16 protein-coding genes are annotated in these 18,516 nt (G+C 67.1%); 4 read left to right on the top strand and 12 right to left on the bottom strand.

Going from position 1 to position 18,516, the window contains the following annotated elements; all coding sequences use genetic code 11:
* Window positions 1-11: 11 nt before the first annotated feature.
* The 3 genes from TV39_RS06790 to tdh all read right to left on the bottom strand — a co-directional run bounded on the left by TV39_RS06790 (window position 12) and on the right by tdh (window position 3,507).
* On the bottom strand, window positions 12-1,139 hold the full coding sequence (locus tag TV39_RS06790) for an NAD(P)/FAD-dependent oxidoreductase (RefSeq protein WP_043479961.1): 1,128 nt from the start codon (window positions 1,137-1,139) through the stop codon (window positions 12-14).
* A gap of 40 nt (window positions 1,140-1,179) precedes the next feature.
* Window positions 1,180-2,388, bottom strand: coding sequence for a glycine C-acetyltransferase (locus tag TV39_RS06785; RefSeq protein ID WP_043479959.1), 1,209 nt, complete (start codon window positions 2,386-2,388; stop codon window positions 1,180-1,182).
* 72 nt (window positions 2,389-2,460) lie between these two features.
* Entirely contained in the window at window positions 2,461-3,507 is a 1,047-nt protein-coding gene (tdh, locus tag TV39_RS06780) for an L-threonine 3-dehydrogenase (protein ID WP_043479957.1), read from the bottom strand.
* Between the two features lie 156 nt (window positions 3,508-3,663).
* Here tdh and TV39_RS06775 point away from each other — a divergent pair, with 156 nt between their 5' ends.
* On the top strand, window positions 3,664-4,572 hold the full coding sequence (locus tag TV39_RS06775) for a LysR family transcriptional regulator (RefSeq protein ID WP_043480247.1): 909 nt from the start codon (window positions 3,664-3,666) through the stop codon (window positions 4,570-4,572).
* A gap of 83 nt (window positions 4,573-4,655) precedes the next feature.
* Here TV39_RS06775 and gatB read toward each other — a convergent pair whose 3' ends face one another.
* The 4 genes from gatB to TV39_RS06755 form a co-directional block, all read right to left on the bottom strand.
* A complete protein-coding gene (gatB, locus tag TV39_RS06770) occupies window positions 4,656-6,164 on the bottom strand; it encodes an Asp-tRNA(Asn)/Glu-tRNA(Gln) amidotransferase subunit GatB (protein ID WP_043479956.1) in 1,509 nt (502 codons plus the stop codon).
* Window positions 6,164-7,741, bottom strand: a complete 1,578-nt coding sequence (gatA, locus tag TV39_RS06765; protein ID WP_043479954.1) for an Asp-tRNA(Asn)/Glu-tRNA(Gln) amidotransferase subunit GatA — start codon at window positions 7,739-7,741, stop codon at window positions 6,164-6,166. Before gatA ends, gatB begins: the two co-directional genes overlap by 1 nt.
* 3 nt (window positions 7,742-7,744) lie before the next feature.
* Window positions 7,745-8,041, bottom strand: coding sequence for an Asp-tRNA(Asn)/Glu-tRNA(Gln) amidotransferase subunit GatC (gene gatC / locus TV39_RS06760; protein WP_043479953.1), 297 nt, complete (start codon window positions 8,039-8,041; stop codon window positions 7,745-7,747).
* A gap of 162 nt (window positions 8,042-8,203) precedes the next feature.
* Window positions 8,204-9,670: a CitMHS family transporter gene (locus TV39_RS06755; RefSeq protein WP_043479950.1), complete on the bottom strand. Its 1,467-nt coding sequence runs from the start codon at window positions 9,668-9,670 to the stop codon at window positions 8,204-8,206.
* Between the two features lie 180 nt (window positions 9,671-9,850).
* Here TV39_RS06755 and TV39_RS06750 point away from each other — a divergent pair, with 180 nt between their 5' ends.
* Both TV39_RS06750 and TV39_RS06745 read left to right on the top strand, forming a co-directional pair.
* Window positions 9,851-11,575 carry a sensor histidine kinase gene (locus TV39_RS06750; protein WP_200890969.1) on the top strand — a complete coding sequence of 575 codons (1,725 nt, stop codon included), beginning with the start codon at window positions 9,851-9,853 and terminating at the stop codon, window positions 11,573-11,575.
* Entirely contained in the window at window positions 11,568-12,230 is a 663-nt protein-coding gene (locus TV39_RS06745) for a response regulator (RefSeq protein ID WP_043479948.1), read from the top strand. The genes TV39_RS06750 and TV39_RS06745 overlap by 8 nt, the downstream gene beginning before the upstream one ends.
* A gap of 12 nt (window positions 12,231-12,242) precedes the next feature.
* Here TV39_RS06745 and TV39_RS06740 read toward each other — a convergent pair whose 3' ends face one another.
* A complete protein-coding gene (locus TV39_RS06740; protein WP_043479945.1) occupies window positions 12,243-12,626 on the bottom strand; it encodes a RidA family protein in 384 nt (127 codons plus the stop codon).
* Between the two features lie 47 nt (window positions 12,627-12,673).
* On the bottom strand, window positions 12,674-13,177 hold the full coding sequence (locus TV39_RS06735; protein ID WP_043479943.1) for a GNAT family N-acetyltransferase: 504 nt from the start codon (window positions 13,175-13,177) through the stop codon (window positions 12,674-12,676).
* A 328-nt stretch (window positions 13,178-13,505) separates the two neighbouring features.
* On the opposite strand from TV39_RS06735, the gene TV39_RS06730 reads away from it, so the two are divergent.
* Window positions 13,506-14,861, top strand: coding sequence for an LLM class flavin-dependent oxidoreductase (locus tag TV39_RS06730; protein WP_043479940.1), 1,356 nt, complete (start codon window positions 13,506-13,508; stop codon window positions 14,859-14,861).
* A gap of 25 nt (window positions 14,862-14,886) precedes the next feature.
* Here TV39_RS06730 and TV39_RS06725 read toward each other — a convergent pair whose 3' ends face one another.
* The 3 genes from TV39_RS06725 to TV39_RS06715 form a co-directional block, all read right to left on the bottom strand.
* Entirely contained in the window at window positions 14,887-15,699 is an 813-nt protein-coding gene (locus tag TV39_RS06725; protein WP_043479937.1) for an inositol monophosphatase family protein, read from the bottom strand.
* Window positions 15,696-17,996: an NAD-dependent DNA ligase LigA gene (gene ligA, locus TV39_RS06720; protein WP_043480243.1), complete on the bottom strand. Its 2,301-nt coding sequence runs from the start codon at window positions 17,994-17,996 to the stop codon at window positions 15,696-15,698. The genes TV39_RS06725 and ligA overlap by 4 nt, the downstream gene beginning before the upstream one ends.
* Window positions 17,997-18,152: 156 nt before the next feature.
* A complete protein-coding gene (locus tag TV39_RS06715) occupies window positions 18,153-18,416 on the bottom strand; it encodes a hypothetical protein (RefSeq protein WP_043479689.1) in 264 nt (87 codons plus the stop codon).
* Between the last annotated feature and the right edge of the window lie 100 nt (window positions 18,417-18,516).

Raw genomic sequence — 18,516 nt, 5'->3', positions numbered from 1 at the left:
GAGTCTATTCTTCAGTGCCGGATGGACCAGCGGGTCGCGGCCAGGGCCGCCGCTGTCCGGGATGCCGGACTGAGCCCGGCCTCCCCGTCCCAGGCGCTCTGCCCCACGGACGGTCCTGACAGGATCAGCTCCGCTGCCAGTTCCGCAATCCCGGACGAGGTCTGGAAACCGTAACCGCCCTGTCCGGCGAGCCAGAAGAATCCGGTGGCTTCGGCGTCGAACCCCACCACCGGCACGCCGTCGGCAGCTTCGGTGCGAAGGCCGGTCCACGAGGACTCGACGTTCGTGATGCCCAGCGTGGTCACCGCGTTGAGCCGCGCCACCAGCGCCTCCACATCGCCCGGGTACGGCTTCGCGTCCTCGGGGCCGCTCGGCACGGATTCCGACGGCGAGATCAGCACGCCGTTCCCCTCCCTGCGGAAGTAGAACGATTCGTCCGCCGCCGCCACCATGGGGCAGGCCTCCGGGAGGGGGTGTTCGACGCCGACAATCGCCGCCGTCCGGCGGTACGGCTGGAGGCCGAGCTTCTCCACGCCGCTGATCACGGCCAGTTCGTCGGCCCAGGCTCCGGCGGCATTAACCACAACTCCGGCCTGGAACGCTTCCTGGCCCGCCCCGAGCTCCCAGCCTGATCCCAGCCGCTGGGCGGAATGGACCTTGGCGCCGGTGACGATGTCCACCCCGCCCGCCTCGGCGCGTTGCCGGTGGTCTTCCAGCAGCACGGGGGCGTTGCAGGCGAACGAGCCGGTGTCCAGGCCGGCCGCGGTAAAGAATCCGGGATCCAGCACCGGGCACAGCTCCAGTGCCTCGGCATGGGAGATCCGGTGCATGTGTCCGCTGGCTTCTTCCCGGACGGTGTCTTCGTCGCCGATCAGCATGAAGCTGCGCGGCGAAAGGACCGGCTCCGGAAGCTCCGCGTCCCGCGCCGCAATCAGCCCGAGCGTGCGGAGAGTCAGCTCCTGCACCACCATGGGGCCGTAGCTGGGGATTAGTTGCCGGGCCGAGCGGGCCGAGGTGTGATAGGCGAGGGACTGTTCGGCCTCGACGAGTGCAACGCTGCATTTACCGGCAAGGGCAGAGGCGAGGGACAGCCCGGCAATGCCGCCGCCCACAATCACTACATCGTAATTTGCTGACATGCCTACATCCTTGCACCCGGCGGGGCGTCACGTCAGTACCTTACGCCCCCACACCGTCGCGGCTGTCCACGAACGCCCGGACGCAGGCTTCGACGTCCTCGGTGCTGTGCGCTGCGGAGAGCTGAACCCGGATCCGGGCGGCCCCCTTGGGCACCACGGGATAGCTGAAGGCGGTGACGAACACTCCGTGCTGGAGCATCCGGTCTGCCACCTTCGCGGCCATGACGGCGTCCCCGAACATCACGGGCACGATGGCGTGCTCGCCGTCCAGAAGGTCGAACCCCTCCTCCGCCATCCGGTTCCGGAACAGGTCGGCGTTGGCGAACAGTTTGGCACGCAGTTCTGCGGAGTTCTCCACGAGGTCAAGCGCCTTGAGCGTGGCGGCCACGATGGCCGGCGCGAGCGAGTTGGAGAACAGGTAGGGGCGCGCCTTCTGCCGCAGCATGGCCACCACCTCAGCGCGGCCGGAGACGTAGCCGCCGGACGCCCCGCCCAGGGCCTTGCCGAACGTTCCCGTGTAGATGTCCACACGGTGGCCCACGCCGGCGTGCTCCGGGGTCCCCGCACCGGTGGCGCCCATAAAGCCGACGGCGTGGGAGTCGTCCACCATCACCAGGGCATCGTACTTTTCGGCCAGGTTGCAGATGGCTTCGAGCGGCGCGAGGTAGCCGTCCATGGAGAACACGCCGTCCGTCACGATGATCGTGCGGCGGGCCGGGTTCTCCTGCGCAGTGGCCTCGACCAGTTTCGCTTCGAGGTCCGCCATGTCGCGGTTGGCGTACCGGAACCGCCGGGCCTTGCAGAGCCTGATGCCGTCGATGATGGACGCGTGGTTCAGGGCGTCGGAGATGACGGCATCCTCGGGGCCGAAGAGGGACTCAAACACGCCGCCGTTGGCGTCGAAGCAGCTGGAGAAGAGGATGGTGTCCTCCGTGCCCAGGAACTTGGAGACGCGCGCCTCCAGTGCCAAGTGCAGGTCCTGGGTTCCGCAGATGAAGCGTACGCTGGCCATGCCGAAGCCGCGCTCGTCCATCGCCGCCTTCGCGGCGGCAATGATGTCCGGGTGGTCGGCCAGGCCCAGGTAGTTGTTGGCGCAGAAGTTCAGCACGTCGGCGCCCGCCTCGCCGATCTGGCCTGCCGTGATGTGGCTGGCCTGGGGCGAGTCGATGTGGCGTTCGGTCTTGAACAGGCCCGCCGTGCGGATCTCATCCAGCTCGCTCTGCAGCTGGTCCTTGATGGCTGAATACATGGGGTGCGCTCCTCAGCTGGGTGAATTCTTGTGTTCTGGTGCCGAAAGTCTTTGGGGGTGGAAGTTTGGGGACTAGAAAACGGTCCAGTCGAGGACAACCTTGCCGCCCACACCGGCGCGGGCAACCTCGAAGCCCTTCTCCCAGTCCGTGGCGGGCAGGGTGTCCGTGACCACCGCCGAAATGTTGGCGTGGAGCACCGGGTTGGAGGACAGCATGGCGCTCATGGCGTACCAGGTCTCGAACATTTCACGCCCGTAGATGCCCTTCATGGTCAGCATATGCGTGACCACCTTGCCCCAGTCGATGTCGATGGACTGGCTCGGCAGGCCCAGCATCGCGATCCGGCCGCCGTGGTTCATGTTGTCGATCATCTCCGGCAGGGCGGTGGGGTGTCCGGACATTTCCATTCCGATGTCGAATCCCTCGCGCATGCCGAGTTCACGCTGGGCGTCCTTGACCCGCATCTTCGACACATCGATGGCGAGGTCCACGCCCAGCTGGCGCGCCAGCTCCAGCCGCGGTGCGGACACGTCCGTGATGGCAATCTTCCGGGCCCCGGCGTGGCGGGCGACGGCGATGGCCATCAGTCCGATGGGCCCGGCGCCGGTGATCAGCACGTCCTCGCCCACCAGCGGGAAACTCAGGGCGGTGTGGACGGCGTTGCCGAAGGGGTCGAAGATGGCGCCAAGTTCGGGGGTGACTGAAGGATCCTGGTGGACCCAGACGTTGGTCTCGGGGATGACCACGTACTCGGCGAAGGCGCCGTCCCGCTGGACTCCCACGCTCACGGTGTGGATGCACATCTGCCGGCGGCCGGCGCGGCAGTTGCGGCAGATGCCGCAGACAATGTGCCCTTCGCCGGAGACCCGGTCGCCCACTTTGACGTCGCGGACGTCCTCGCCGGTTTCCACCACCTCGCCGTAGAACTCGTGGCCGGCGATCAGCGGAGCCTCGATCATGCTCTGCGCCCAGGCATCCCAGGACTGGATATGAAGGTCCGTGCCGCAGATCCCGGTGGTCATCACGCGGATCTTGACGTCGCCGGGGCCCGCTACCGGCTCGGGGCGGTCCACCAGCTCAAATCCGGCGTGTGCACCGGCTTTGTACAGAGCCTTCATTGGCTTCCTTACTCTTGATATCTATTCTCAGGAACGGGGCGCCCCGCGGAGGTGCTGCCGGGCTGACCCCTTCATTAGAACCACAAAGAAGCATTAGCACAACCGAATTCTTCTCAATCGACGATTTAGCATTCCCTAAGCAATAGAATGGGGGGCATGGAAATCCACCAGCTGGAAATGCTTCGGGAACTCGGAGCGCTGGGCAGCGTCAAGGCGGTGGCCGAAACTCTCCTGGTCACGCCGTCGGCCGTGTCCCAGCAGCTGGCGGCACTGCAGCGCAGCGTTGAGGTGCCGCTGACGCGCAAGGAGGGCCGGAACCTGGTGCTCACCGAAGCCGGCCAGGCCCTGGCCGACGCCGGAGCCGCCGTCGTCAGTGCCATGGCCGATGCGCGGATGGCGATCGGGGCGTACCACGGTTCCACGGTGGCTCCCGTGACGGTGAGCGGTTTCCACAGTGCCGGGCAGGCACTGTTCGCGCCGCTGGCCCGGCTGCTGGATTCTCCGGACAAGCCCCGGGTGCTGCTCACCGACGAGGACGTGGCCCAGCAGGATTTTCCCGCCTTGACGGCACGGTACGATCTGGTGCTGGCGCACCGCATGGACCACAGCCCGCGCTGGCCGGAGGAACGGGTGGCCGTTATCCCCCTCGCGCACGAGCCGCTGGACGTGGCACTATCCGCCAGCCACCGGCTGGCGGCCAAGGACACACTGACAGCTCACGACGTCGTGGGCGAACCATGGGTGACCAGCCACGCCGGGTACTCCCCCGCGGATGTGCTGTCCGCCGTCGCCGCCGTGTCCAGCAGGGAACTGAACATCGTCCACCGGATCAACGACTACTCCACGGTGGCGGGGCTGGTGGCGACGGGCAGCGTGATCGGGCTGCTGCCGCGGCACACGGCGAAGCCTGTGCTGAACCCGGAGATCGTCCTGCGGCCCCTAAGCGGCATCAGCACCCGGCGCCGGATCGACATCCTGGCCCGGCCGGAAAACCTCAAGCGGACCTCGGTGATGATGGTGTGCGAGGCCCTCGAAGACATCATGGCAGGGCTCGTGTCCCCTTAACCCCAACTGGGTCGCAGTAGATGTCGTTATGAGCGTTCAAAACGATCATTAACTGCGACCCAGTTGGGTTAAAACAGGCTTGCTTAGCCTTCGACGCCGAGACGCTCGAGGATCAGCTCGCGGACCCGGCCTGCGTCGGCCTGACCGCGGGTGGCCTTCATGACGGCGCCCACGATCGCGCCGATGGCCTGCACCTTGCCGCCGCGGATCTTGTCAGCGACGTCGGGCTGCGCGGCGAGGGCCGCGTCGATGGCTTCCAGCAGGGGGCCGTCGTCAGAGACCACGGCCAGGCCGCGCTTCTCCACGATCTCCGCGGGGGTGCCTTCGCCGGCGAGGACGCCGTCCAGGACTTCGGCGGCCATCTTGTTGTTGATCTTGCCGGCTTCCACCATCTTGTTCAGCTCCACGATGGTCTCCGGCTTGACGCCCAGCTGGCCGGGGTCCACGTCGGCGTTCTTGGCACGGCCCACGATCTCGCCCATCCACCACTTACGGGCCACGGTTGCCGTGGCACCGGCGGCGATGGTTTCCTCGATCTCGTCCATTACGCCGGCGTTGACCACGTCGCGGAATTCCAGGTCCGAATAGCCCCAGTCGGCCTGCAGGCGCTTGCGGCGCTCGGCCGGCGGTTCGGGCAGGGTGGCCCGCAGTTCCTCCACCCATTCGCGGGAGGCGACAATCGGAACGAGGTCCGGCTCCGGGAAGTAGCGGTAATCGTCGGCGTCGGACTTTGCCCGGCCCGACGTCGTCGAGCGGGTGTCCTCGTGCCAGTGGCGCGTTTCCTGGATGACCGGCTCACCGGAGTCCAGGACGGCGGCGTGCCGCTGGATCTCGTAGCGGACGGCGTGTTCGACGGCGCGCAGCGAGTTCACGTTCTTGGTCTCGGAGCGGATGCCGAAGCGTTCACGGCCGTGCGGGCGCAGCGACACGTTGGCGTCGCAGCGCACGTTGCCGCGTTCCATCTTCGCGTCCGAAACGCCGAGGTTCTTGACGATCTCCCGCACGGCGGCGACGTAGGCCTTGGCCAGTTCGGGCGCGCGGCTGCCGGCGCCCTGGATCGGTTTGGTGACGATTTCCACCAGCGGTACACCGGAGCGGTTGTAGTCCACGAGCGAGTAGTCCGCGCCCTGGATCCGGCCGGCGGCGCCGCCCATGTGGGTCAGCTTGCCGGCGTCCTCTTCCATGTGGGCGCGTTCGATTTCGACGCGGAACACGGTGCCGTCGGAGAGTTCGATGTCCAGGTAGCCGTCGTACGCGATGGGTTCGTCGTACTGGGAGGTCTGGAAGTTCTTCGGGGTGTCCGGGTAGAAGTAGTTCTTCCGGGCGAAGCGGCAGGTCTCGGCGATCTTGCAGTTGAGCGCCAGGCCGATCTTGATGGAGGACTCAATGGCTGTCTTGTTCACCACGGGCAGCACGCCGGGCATGCCGAGGTCCACCTCGTTGACGTTCGTGTTCGGCTCGTCGCCGAACACGTTCGGGGCGGAGGAGAACATCTTCGTCTTGGTATTGAGCTCCACATGGACCTCGAAGCCCAGGACGGGATCGTACTTCTCCATGGCCTCTTCGAAGCTCAGGGTTGCGTCAGTGCTCATTATTTTGCCTCCTGGGTTTCGAGGGTCTCGGCAGGCTCGACCACCGAGGTAGCCAGTTCCGGCGCCTTGTCCAGCAGCGGACCGCCCCACTGTGCCTCGAGCAGCGATTCGAGCACGGCACCCACACGGTACAGGCGCGCATCCTGGCGGGCCGGGGCCAGGAGCTGGATGCCCACCGGCAGTCCGTCCTCATCGGCCAGGCCGCCCGGCAGGGACAGGCCCGGGACGCCGGCCATGTTGGCCGGGATGGTGGCAACGTCGTTCAGGTACATGGCCAGGGGGTCGTTCAGTTTCTCGCCGAGCTTGAAGGCCGTGGTGGGGGCCGTCGGGGAAATCAGGACGTCGGCCTGCGCGAACGCGGCCTCGAAGTCACGCTGGATGAGCGTGCGGACCTTCTGGGCCGAGCCGTAGTAGGCGTCGTAGTAACCGGCGCTGAGCGCGTAGGTGCCCAGGATGATGCGGCGCTTCACTTCGTCGCCGAAGCCTGCGGCGCGGGTGGCACCCATCACGCGTTCGATGGTGAGCGGCGCATCCTTGGGCAGGACCCGCAGGCCGTACCGGACGCCATCGAACTTGGCCAGGTTGGAGGAAGCCTCAGAGGGCATGATCAGGTAATAGGCACCCAGCGCGTACTTGAAGTTGGGGCAGGACACTTCAACGATTTCCGCGCCGGCCTGCTTGAGCAGCTCCAGCGATTCGTTGAAGCGGTTTTCGACGCCGGCCTGGTAGCCCTCGCCGTGGAGTTCCTTGATGATGCCGATCTTCATGCCGTCCACGTTGCCCAGCCGGGCGGCCGCAACGAGGTCCTCCAGGGGGTCCGGCAGGGACGTGGAGTCGTGGGGGTCGTGGCCGCCGATGACCTGGTGCAGGAGGGCCGAGTCCAAAACCGTGCGGGAGACGGGGCCGATCTGGTCCAGCGAGGAGGCCATCGCAATGGCGCCGTAGCGGGAAACGCTGCCGTAGGTGGGCTTGACGCCCACGGTGCCGGTGACGGCGCCGGGCTGGCGGATGGATCCGCCGGTGTCCGTACCCAGGGCAAGGGGCGCTTCGAAGGCGGCGACGGCAGCAGCCGAGCCGCCGCCGGAACCGCCCGGGATGCGGTCCAGGTCCCACGGGTTGCGGGTGGGGCCGTAGGCCGAGTGCTCCGTGGAGGAACCCATGGCGAATTCGTCCAGGTTGGTCTTGCCCAGGATGGGCATCTTGGCGTCGCGCAGCCGCTTGACCACCGTGGCGTCGTACGGGCTGTGCCAGCCTTCGAGGATCTTGGAGCCGGCAGTGGTGGGCTGGCCGATGGTGACGATGAGGTCCTTGACGGCGATGGGAACGCCGGCGAGTTCATGGAGTTCCGCTGCCGGGGCGCCGCCGGCGGCGCGGATAGCGTCCACCTCCGCGGCGACGGCGAGCGCCTCCTCGGTGTTGACGTGCAGGAAGGCGTGCACGCCCCGCGGGCCGCCGTCCACCGCTGCGATGCGGTCGAGGTACGCCTGGGTGACCTCAACGGAGGTGACCTCGCCGGCTGCGAGCTTCCGGGCGAGCGCGGCGGCGGAGAGGCGGATCAGTACGTTGTTCTCAGTCATGTGTCAGTCCTCATCCAGGATTGCCGGAACCTTGAAGCGGCCTTCGTAGGCGTCAGGGGCACCGCTCAAGGACTGCTCGGAGGTGAAGGTGTGGCCCACAACGTCCTCGCGGAACACGTTCGTCAGCGGAATCGGGTGGGACGTGGCCGGGACATCATCACCGGCGGCTTCACTTACGGACTTCACTGATTCGACGATGACGGCGAGTTCGCCGGCCATCCGGTCCAGCTCTTCAGCACTCATCTCGATGTGCGCGAGACGCGCGAGATGCGCGACGTCGTCGCGGTTGATCGCAGCCATGGATCTCCCCTGCAATGTAGTTTTGGTTTCCTCCATAGTCTACGTTGCAACAGTGTGCCCGCCTGACGACCCCCAGCGGGCGTCAGACGGGCAACACCGACCCGCGGCGCCGGCCTCAGGCAGCGTGAGCTGCAGGCAACAGGAGCCGCGGGCAGCTTTACCCTAGCCGATGCCGATGGCTCCCGTCAGCATTCCGACACCGAGCATGACGAGGGAGATGACGGCGGTACGCCACAGCACCTTCTTGTGGTGGTCGCCCAGGTCCACCTTGGCCAGCGACACGAGCAGCAGGATGGCGGGCACCAGCGGGCTCTGCAGGTGGAACGGCTGGCCGGTGATGGAGGCCCGCGCCATGTCGGCGGCGCTGACGCCGTAGTGTGCCGCGGTCTCGCTCAGCACGGGGAGGACACCGAAATAGAAGGCGTCGTTGCTCATGAAGAACGTCATGGGGATGCTGAGGACGCCGGTGATCACGGCCATGAACGGGCCCATGCTGGTGGGGATGATCTGGACCAGCCAGGCGGACATGGCCTCGACCATGCCGGTGCCTTTCAGTACGCCGGTGAGGACCGCTGCGGCCATGACCATGCTGACCACGGCCACGATGGACGGGGCGTGGGCGATGAGCTGGGCACCCTGGTCCTTGACCTTGGGGAAGTTGATGAGCAGGGCGATGGCGGAGCCCACCATGAAGACGAACGGCAGCGGAATGACGTTGGCGACGAGCGTGACCATGACGGCAACCGTCAGGCCAAGGTTGAACCAGAACAGCTTGGGGCGCAGGGTCTTGCGGTTGGGGTCCAGGGCGGTGTCCGCCATGGCCGAGTCATGGTCGTCCACGAGGGATTCGGTGCGCTCGAGGACTGCGACTGAACCGCCGACGGCGGGGCCGCCCGGTGCGGTGCCGGTGCCGCCGTTGCCCGGGCCGCGGCGGGAGGTGCTGCTACCGCCGCCGGTGATGCCGCCGTCGAACTCTTCTGCAGTATCCGGCACGCCCCAGATTTCCGGTGCGGTGGCGCGGAGCCGGTTGCGTTCCTGCAGGCCAAGCAGCCAGGCGAAGGCGAAGACCACCACGAGGCCTGCGATCAGGGACGGAATCATGGGGACGAAGACGTCGTTGACGTCGATCTTCAACGCCGTGGCGGCGCGGGCGGTGGGGCCGCCCCACGGCAGGATGTTCATGGTGCCGTTGGCGAGGCCGGCGACGCAGGTCAGGACCACCGGGCTCATCTTCAGGCGCAGGTAGACGGGCAGCATGGCCGCGGTGGTGAGGATGAAGGTGGTGGAGCCGTCGCCGTCGAGGGACACTGCGGCGGCCAGGATGGCGGTGCCGAGCACCACCTTGGCGGGGTCGTTGCCCAGCTTGCGGAGGATGAACCGCACCAAGGGGTCGAACAGCCCGACGTCGATCATCAGGCCGAAGTAGATGATGGCGAACATCAGCAGGGCTGCGGTGGACGTCATGGACTTCATGGAGTCCATGACCATGTCCCCGATGCCCAGCCCCGCTCCGGCGAAAAGCCCGAAAACGGTAGGGACGATGATCAGCGCCAACACTGGCGTCAACTTCTTCGTCATGATCAGCACCATGAATACCGCGATCATGGCGAATCCAAGTAATACCAGCACGGCCGGCTCCTTTGTCAGTCAATGGCACCACTCCGGTGTGATGCGCACTACAGACGTTAGAGTGGCCCGCGTCACGGCAGTGCCTTTGGCTCAATTGATTGGCATACTGCTTATTGGGAGCATTTTGCTCATTTAGCTCAGCAGCCACCACCCCGTCAGCACCACCCCGTCAGGAGGGCAATGAAGCGTCCGGCACCGCCGCTGCGGTTCTCCACGCAGACCCTGCTGCTCCAGCTCGGAGTGGTTTTGCTCGTTGTGCTGCTCAGCGGCGCCGTGCATGCCTGGCTGACGTACGAGCGGCTGGGCCGCGAAGCCGAGAACCAGGCGCTCACCCTGGCCCGCACCGTCGCCTCGGATCCTGCGGTCCGGCAGGAAGTCCAGGCCATCAGCCGCGAAGCGGGCACTCCCCCGGCATCCGTGCTGCTGGCGGGCCCGCTGATGGCGGTGGCTGAAGGTGCCCGCACCCGCACCGGGGCGCTGTTCGTGGTGATAACAGACGAGACAGGCCTGCGCCTGGCCCACCCGGATGCCGACCGGCTGGGCGAAAAGGTCAGTACGGATCCGTCCGAGGCGCTCTCCGGCAAGGAGGTCACCACCCGGAACACTGGAACGCTGGGGCCCTCAGCGGGGGCCAAGGTGCCGGTCTTCGGACCGGATTCGGGCACGGTGGTGGGCGAGGTCAGCGTGGGGTATTCCACGGAGAGCGTGATCCAGAGCCTGGCCCGCGACATCATGCCGATTGCGCTGACCGCGGCGGGTTCGCTGCTGGCCGGAATCCTGGCCTCGTTCCTCCTGCGCCGCCGCCTGCAACGGCTGACGCTCGGCCTGGAACCGGAGGAGATCAGCACGCTGGTGCACGACCAGGTGGCGGTTCTCCAGGGCGTTGACGACGGCGTGATCGGCGTTTCGGCCGACGGCAGGATCAGTGTTTTCAATGCAGCCGCCCAGCGGCTCCTCGACCGGCCGGACCTCGCCGGCACGCCGTGGAAGCAGGCCCCGGTCCCGGAACAGCTGAAGGCGCTGACCCTGCCGGACGCCGCGGAAGCCGACGCCGTCGAAGTCATCGCCGGCGGCCGCGTGCTGGTGGCCAGCGCCCGCAAGGCATTGCACCGGCAGGAAGACCTGGGCTGGGTGGTGATGCTCCGCGACCGCACCGAGCTCCAGCATCTGACCCGCCAGCTCGATGCCGTGGGCACCATGTCCACGGCGCTGCGGGCCCAGCGCCACGAGTTCGCCAACCAGCTGCACACCATTGCCGGTTTCATGAGCATCGGGCAGCACCAGCAGGCCCGCGACTACCTGGCCCGGCTGGCTGCCACGGGACCGCTGAAGTTCCCGGTGGACCAGGCGGAGCTCCTCCAGGACCCGTACCTGCAGGCTTTCGTGGGCGCCAAGGGCGTGGAAGCGGACGAACGCGGCGTGATGCTGCGCATCGGCCCGGAAACGCTGGTGCGCGGCCAGGTCACCGAGCCGCAGGACGTCACCACGGTGCTGGGGAACCTGATCGACAACGCCGTGAACGCCGCCGTCGCCGGTTCCGCGGCGGACCGCTGGGTGGAAGTGGAGCTGCTGGACGAACCGGGACCCGACGGCGGCACGCTGCATATAGTCGTCGCGGACTCCGGCGACGGCCTGGCCGTGCACTCCGCGGCGGGCGGGGCGGACGGGCCCGGTGCGGATGCCGTGTTCGCCGAGGGGTTTACGACGTCGGCTCGGCCGGCGCGTGCCGGCGGCGGGCAGGGATTGGGGCTGGCCCTGGCCCGGCAGCTTGCGCGGCGCCGCGGCGGGGACGTCCGGGTCCTGGAAGCCGGCTCCCCCGGCGGCCCGGGCGCCGTCTTTATGGCGACACTGCCGCGGACCACCGCCGGGATCAGCGAAGTAACCGGAAAGGACAACGATGGCTGAGGATTTCAGGGTGCTGATCGTGGATGACGACTTCCACGTCGCCAAGCTGCACGCGGCCTACGTGGATTCGGTGGCTGGTTTCCTGGCGCTGCCGCCAGCGGGTTCGGCATCGCTGGCGCTGCAGGCCATCCACAGCCTGCGCCCGGACCTGGTGCTGCTGGATGTGTACCTGCCGGATGCGTCCGGCCTTGACCTGCTCGGACAGCTGGACGTGGACACCATGATCCTCAGTGCGGCGTCGGACGCGGCCTCGCTGCGGGTGGCCTTCCGCCGCGGCGCCCTGGGCTACCTGCTGAAGCCGTTCACAGCCGAGTCCCTCTCGCAGCAGCTGCGCTCCTATGCCCGGTACCGGCGGATCCTGGCCCAGCCGGGGGCGCTGGACCAGGACACGGTGGAACGGGCCAAGCGTTCGCTGATTCCCGGCGACGTGGCGCCCACCGCCAAGCCGCGCTCCGCCACCGAGGCCGCCGTGCTCGAATCACTGGTGCCCGGGGAACAGTATTCCGCGGCCGAAGTCGCCGGGCGGGTGGGAGTCTCCCGGGCCACCGCCCAGCGGTACCTGTCCTCGCTGGCGGACGACGGCGCCGTCGACATCCAGCTGCGCTACGGAACAACCGGCCGCCCGGAACACCGCTACGGCCTGCCTGCGAAGTAGCGTTGGAGCCGGTTAGCTGGCGCTCTTCTGGGCCACCAGTTCGATCTCCACCAGCATCTTGGGGTCCAGGAACGGCAGCACGTGGACCAGGGACAAGGTGGGGCGGATCTCGCCGAAGACTTCGCCGTGGGCGCGGCCGGCGTCTTCCCACTTGCTGATGTCCGTCAGGTACAGCTTGGACTGCACCACGTCGGCATAGTCGAATCCGGCCTCGGCCAGGACGGCGCCCAGCTTTTCCAGGATGTACCTGGTCTGGGTGTAGAAGCCCTCGCCCACGATGCCGTTGTCGCCGCTCGCCGCGGTGGCGGAGATGTACAGGGTGTTGTCCACCTGCACCGCACGGGAATATCCGAGGGTCTGCTCCCACGTGGAGCCGGAGCCGAATGTCTTGCGCATGGGTGTGCCTTTCGATGGTGCCTTGAGTCGGCACCACTTTAGGGCGGCTACACGTCGAGCCGGTAAACCAGCAGCTTTATGTCGGTGTCCGTCACGAACCAGTCGCGCTCAGGAACGCGGTGGAAGCCTGTCTTCCGGTACAGGCCGTGCGCGCTCTCCCACGTGCGGCCGGTGGTGAGGGCCACGGCCTTGATGCCGTCCAGCGACTTTGCGTGGTCGATGATCGCCTCGACCATGGCCTTGCCTGCGCCGCTGCGCTGGACCGACGGGTCCACCACCAGCATGCGGAATTCGAGTTCGTCCGGCAGTGCGATATCCGCGAAAGGTTCACCCGCGACGGCGAGCGTCACCGAACCGACAATGCGCCCCGCCCGCTCGGCAACCCAGATGGTGGCCTGGCCGGCCCGTTTGGCCACGTCCTGGATCTGAAGCATGTAGGGGTGGTCGGCACTCGCGAAGTAGCCGGCGGCGAGGTAGGCGTCCCGCGTAATGCGGGCCACGGCGTCGAAATCGGCCGGGACGGCGGGACGAATGATGATCTGCGAATGCACTTATCCATGGTAGTCGCGGGCGCATCCCGGTTCCCCTGAAAGTGCCGTTTCCGTGACTGAACTATCACTACGCGCTCTGCGTCCGGGTGTTGCCCTGAGTTGCCCTCCGTTTCGCGGCGTTGCTCTGCGTCCGGGTGTTGCCCTGAGTTGCCCTCCGTTTCGCGGCGTTGCTCTGCGTTGCCCTGCATGGCCCCGTATTTCCGGGTGTTTCCCTGCATTTCCGGGCGTTGCTCCAGTGGTCGGCGGCGCTGGCCGGCCGCCGCCGGGCTGTGGTTGATTTGCACCACCGACGCCGGCAACCACGCCGCCCGATGGACAGGACCCTCCCATGGCATCCCCTCAGCGCACGCTGCACCTCAACGCATTCCTCATGAGCACCGGGCATCATGAAGCCTCCTGGCGGCTGCCCGAAAGCAACCCGCTGGCCAGCCTGGACATCAGCCACTACCGCGCCCTCGCCCGGATTGCCGAGCGCGGCACCTTCGATTCCATCTTCTTCGCCGACTCGCCCGTGATCTTCGGCAACGTGGGCCGCCGGCCGGCCGGAAAGCTCGAACCTACGGTGCTGCTGACCGCCATCGCCGCAGCAACCGAGAAGATCGGCCTCATTGCCACGGCGTCCACAACCTATAACGATCCGTTCAACCTTGCGAGGCGTTTTGCCTCCGTCGACTTCGTCAGCGGCGGCCGTGCGGGATGGAACGTGGTCACCACTGCCGGGCCCGACGCCGCGCGGAACTTCGGCGTAGACGACCAGCCTGCGCATGCAACGCGTTATGAGCGGGCGGCAGAGTTCCTCGACGTCGCCGGCAAGCTGTGGGACAGCTGGGACGACGACGCCGTGGTGGCGGACAAGGAAGCGGGCGTCTGGGCGGATCCGGAGAAGGTCAGGCCGATCGACCACGCCGGCAAGCATTTCAAGGTGCGCGGGCCGCTCAACGTTCCGCGGTCGCCGCAAGGCTACCCGCTGATTGTCCAGGCGGGATCCTCCGAAGACGGCAAGGGCCTTGCCGCACGCTACGCCGAGGCCGTATTCACGGCGCAGCAGACGCTCGAAGACGCGCAGGGCTTCTACCGCGACCTCAAGGCCCGCACCGCTGCAGCCGGACGCGACCCGGAAGGCATCAAGATCCTTCCCGGAATCGTGCCTGTGCTGGCCGGTACGGAAGCCGGGGCCAGGAAGCTTGAACGCGAACTCGATGAGCTGATCCGTCCGGAGTATGCACGGATCGAACTTGCCAGGACGCTGGGCGTCAGCCCGGACGACCTGCCGCTGGACAGGCAACTGCCCGCCGACCTCCCCGATGAGGATTCCATCCAGGGTGCCAAGAGCCGCTACACCCTGATCGTGGAGCTTGCCCGCCGCGAACGCCTCACGGTGCGGCAGCTGATCGGGCGCCTGGGTGGCGGCCGCGGGCACCGCACCTTCTCAGGAACACCGGAGCAGGTGGCCGATGCCATTCAGCTCTGGTTTGAGAACGGCGCTGCCGACGGCTTCAACATCATGCCGGCAGTATTGCCCTCAGGGCTTGAGACATTTGTGGACCACGTGGTGCCGGTCCTCCGGCAGCGCGGCCTGTTCCGTACCGAGTACACAGCCGACACGCTCCGGGGGCATTACGGGCTGGAGCGCCCGCTCAACCGGTACTCAGGCGCCGCCGGACTCGCGGGCGCGCACGCCTGAGCCGGCGCCACGCCTGAGCCGGCTCCTAGAGCGGAAACTTGCCCGACAGCTCAAGGGTGCCAGCACACGTCCAGGCCGCCAGGCGTTCCTCGTCCGACGGTCCGCCGTCGAGGGGGCTCGTGAGGCGGGGCCGGCGCACCCAGCACCCCGCTTCCTCGGCGATGAGGGCGCCCGCCGAGAAATCGTGCTCATTGAGTCCGCGTTCGCCGAAGGCGTCATGGGTTCCGTCCGCCACCAGGCAGAGGTCCAGGGCAGCGGACCCCAGCCGGCGCACATCGGCAAAACCTTCCATGAAACCGCCGAGTGCCGCTGCCTGCTCGGCGCGGACGCCGGGATCGTAGCTGAAGCCGGTGGCCAGGATCTGACCGGCCCGGCCCGGAACAGGTCCGGTGAGCTGGGTCCGCTGCCCCCGCTCCTCGAGCCAGGCGCCTCCCCCGCGCGACGCGTAGTAGATGCGGCCCAGGGCCGGGGCATTCACGACGCCGGCAAGCCAGACGCCGTCGGGATCCGCCACCGCCACCGACGTGCCGTAATAGACGATGTTCCGGATGAAGTTGGTGGTGCCGTCCAGCGGGTCGATTGACCAGCGGTATCCGCTGGGGTTGTCCCGGCGGAGGGTGCCATGTTCCTCGCCGGTGACGGTGTCCTGCGGCCGGACGCGGCCGATGACTTCACGCACGGCGTTTTCGGCCGCGACGTCGAAGGCGGTGACCCAGTCACCCGAGGCTCCCTTGTTGCTGACGTCCAGGGCGTCGCCATTGCGGGTGGCGAGCACCGCGGCTCCGGCCGCGGCTGCCGCTTTCGCCACTTCGAGCAGGTCCGCTGCGGTGAGGCTCATTCCGTCGGCTCTTCCTGGTGATCTTCGAGGGCGTCGCCCTTGCCGGCGGCGTGGTCCGCGGAACCGGCCGCGTCCGACTCGGCCGCGTCCGCGGAGTCAGCCAAGCCGGCCGGGCCGTTGGCCAGCAGCGCGCGGAAGCCGTCCTCGTCCAGCACGGGAACGCCGAGCTGTTCGGCCTTGTCCAGTTTCGTTCCGGCGTTCTCACCCGCGACGACGTAGCTGGTGTTCTTGGAGACGGATCCCGACGCCTTGCCGCCCCGGATGAGGATGGCTTCCTTGGCTTCATCCCGGCTGAAGCCCTCAAGGCTTCCGGTGACCACCACGGTCAGCCCTTCCAGGGTCCGCGGGGTGGATTCGTCCTGCTCGTCCTCCATCCGCACGCCGTCCTCAGCCCATGTGTCCACGATTTCGCGGTGCCAGTCCTCGGCGAACCATTCCTTCAGCGCAGCCGCGATCACCGGGCCCACACCGTCGACGTGGGCGAGTTCCTCCTCCGAGGCCTGCCGGATGGCGTCCATCGAGCTGAAGGCCGTGGCGAGCGCCCGCGATGCCCGCGGGCCGACGTGCCGGATGGACAACGCGACCAGAACGCGCCACAGGGGCTGCGTCTTGGCCTTTTCCAACTCGTTGAACAGTTTCTCCGTGGTGGCAGTCGGCTTGGACGGCGACTTGGCTGTGCCCTTGGTGTAGAAGTACGGCACGAGTTCGAATTCGCCCGTAGCCACGCCCTTGGACCGCTTCTCACGGCGGATCCGGACATCGGCAAGGTCTTCGCGGGTGAGCCGGAAGAGCGCGGCCTCGCTGGTCAGCGGAGGCGTTGCGGGCTCGGCCGGCTGGGTCAGGGCAATCGCCGCTTCCCAGCCGAGGGCCTCAATGTCGAACGCGCCGCGGCTGGCCACATGGAAGACGCGTTCGCGCAGCTGGGCCGGGCAGGAACGGGAATTGGGGCAACGGATGTCGACGTCGCCCTCCTTCCCGGGGGCAAGCGGCGTCCCGCAGGACGGGCACTCCGTGGGCATGACGAAGTCACGCACCGGCGGTTCCTGCTGGTCCCGGAGTGCCAGGACCGGCCCCACGATCTCCGGGATGACGTCCCCGGCTTTGCGCAGCACTACGATGTCGCCGATCTTCACACCCTTGGCTTTGACCACGTCCTGGTTGTGCAGGGTGGCCATTCCTACGGTGGACCCGGCAACTTTCACGGGTTCCATGATGCCGAATGGGGTTACCCGGCCGGTGCGCCCCACGTTCACGGCGATGTCCAGCAGCTTGGTGTGGACTTCCTCCGGAGGGTATTTGTAGGCCACCGCCCAGCGGGGGACCCGCGAGGTGTAGCCGAGGGCGCGCTGCGTGGCGAAATCATCCACCTTGACCACGATGCCGTCGATCTCATGGGTGAGGCTGTGCCGTTTGTCGCCGTAGCGCTTGATGAAATCCAGCACTTCCTTCAGGCTGCCGAGGACCTCGAAGTACGGGCTGGTGGGCAGGCCCCATTCGGCAAGCTGGCGGTAGGTGTCGGACTGGCTGACGGTCTCCAGCCCTTCGCGGGCGCCGATGCCGTGCACGTACATGCGCAGCGGGCGCTTGGCAGTTTCCGCAGGGTCCTTCTGCCGGAGCGAGCCGGCGGCAGCGTTGCGCGGGTTGGCCAGCGGCGCCTTACCTGCCTCGATCAAGGCCTCGTTGTATTCGGCGAAGGCCTTGGACGGAATGAAGACCTCGCCGCGGACCTCCATCTCGGCCGGGTAGTTTCCGCCGGTCAGCTGCTGCGGGATCTCCTTGATGGTCAGGACGTTGTGGGTGATGTCCTCGCCCGTGTAGCCGTCCCCCCGGGTGGCGGCGCGGACCAGCTTGCCGTCGCGGTAGAGCAGGTTCACCGCCAGGCCGTCGATCTTGAGTTCAGTGAGCCATGCGGGTCCGGCAGTACCGTTCCCGAGTTTGGCCACGGACGCCTCGGCCTTGGCGATCCAGGCTTCAAGTTCCTCGAGGGAGAAGACGTCCTCCAGGCTGTACATCCGCTGGAGGTGTTCGACGGCGGCAAAGGCGGCGGACACTTCGCCGCCCACTTCCTGGGTGGGCGAATCGTTGGCCACGAGTTCCGGGTGCATGGCTTCGATTGTTTCGAGGCGCCGGAAGAGCTCGTCGAACTCGGCGTCCGAAATGATGGGCGCGTCCTCCTGGTAGTACGCGAAGCGGTGCTTGCGGACCTCTTCCACCAGGTTCTCGTATTCCTCGCGCACCGCACCGGAGGGCACCTGATCCCGGTCGGTGCCCGATTGGCTTATGCCTGCCCCGGTCATGCTTTGCGTTTCAGTTTCTGCTGCCGTGTTCCCTGTGCTCACAGACCTATCCTGCCCTAGATCTCCGACATTGTCCGGCTACCGGCAAACGGAGGTCCCGGACGCTTTGCTGCGTCCGGGACCTCCGTTTCAGCATTGCCGGCGGTGCGGCGTTCCCTAGCGGGAAGCCTCTTCCTGCTGGGCAGCGTTCTTGCTGGCCTGCTTGCCGGCCTCTTCCAGGGCACGCGCCACCCGGGCCAGGTCCGCTACGTGGCGGCCGGACCATTCGCTGCGGAACTTCTCAGCGTCCGGGCCCTTCCAGTCGGTGCTGTCAAGAGCCTTCGTCAGCTGCGACTTGGCCTTCTCGATCTCGGACGAACCAGCCTGAAGCTTGGTTCCCAGTGCCTTGAGCTGAGCAATGTCTGCACCCCAAATAGCCATTAGTTTTCTCCTTCAGTCAACGGACCCGATCCGATCGGCATCCCCAGCGGCCCCCGGCTCATCCGGAAGATCCATTACCTAGAAACTATCCCGCGGCCTG

The sequence above is a fragment of the Arthrobacter sp. SPG23 genome, assembly GCF_000876655.1.
GTDB lineage: Bacteria > Actinomycetota > Actinomycetes > Actinomycetales > Micrococcaceae > Arthrobacter.
The sequence above is the reverse complement of the archived record's forward strand: the minus strand, read 5'-3'. Positions and strand labels throughout refer to the sequence as shown.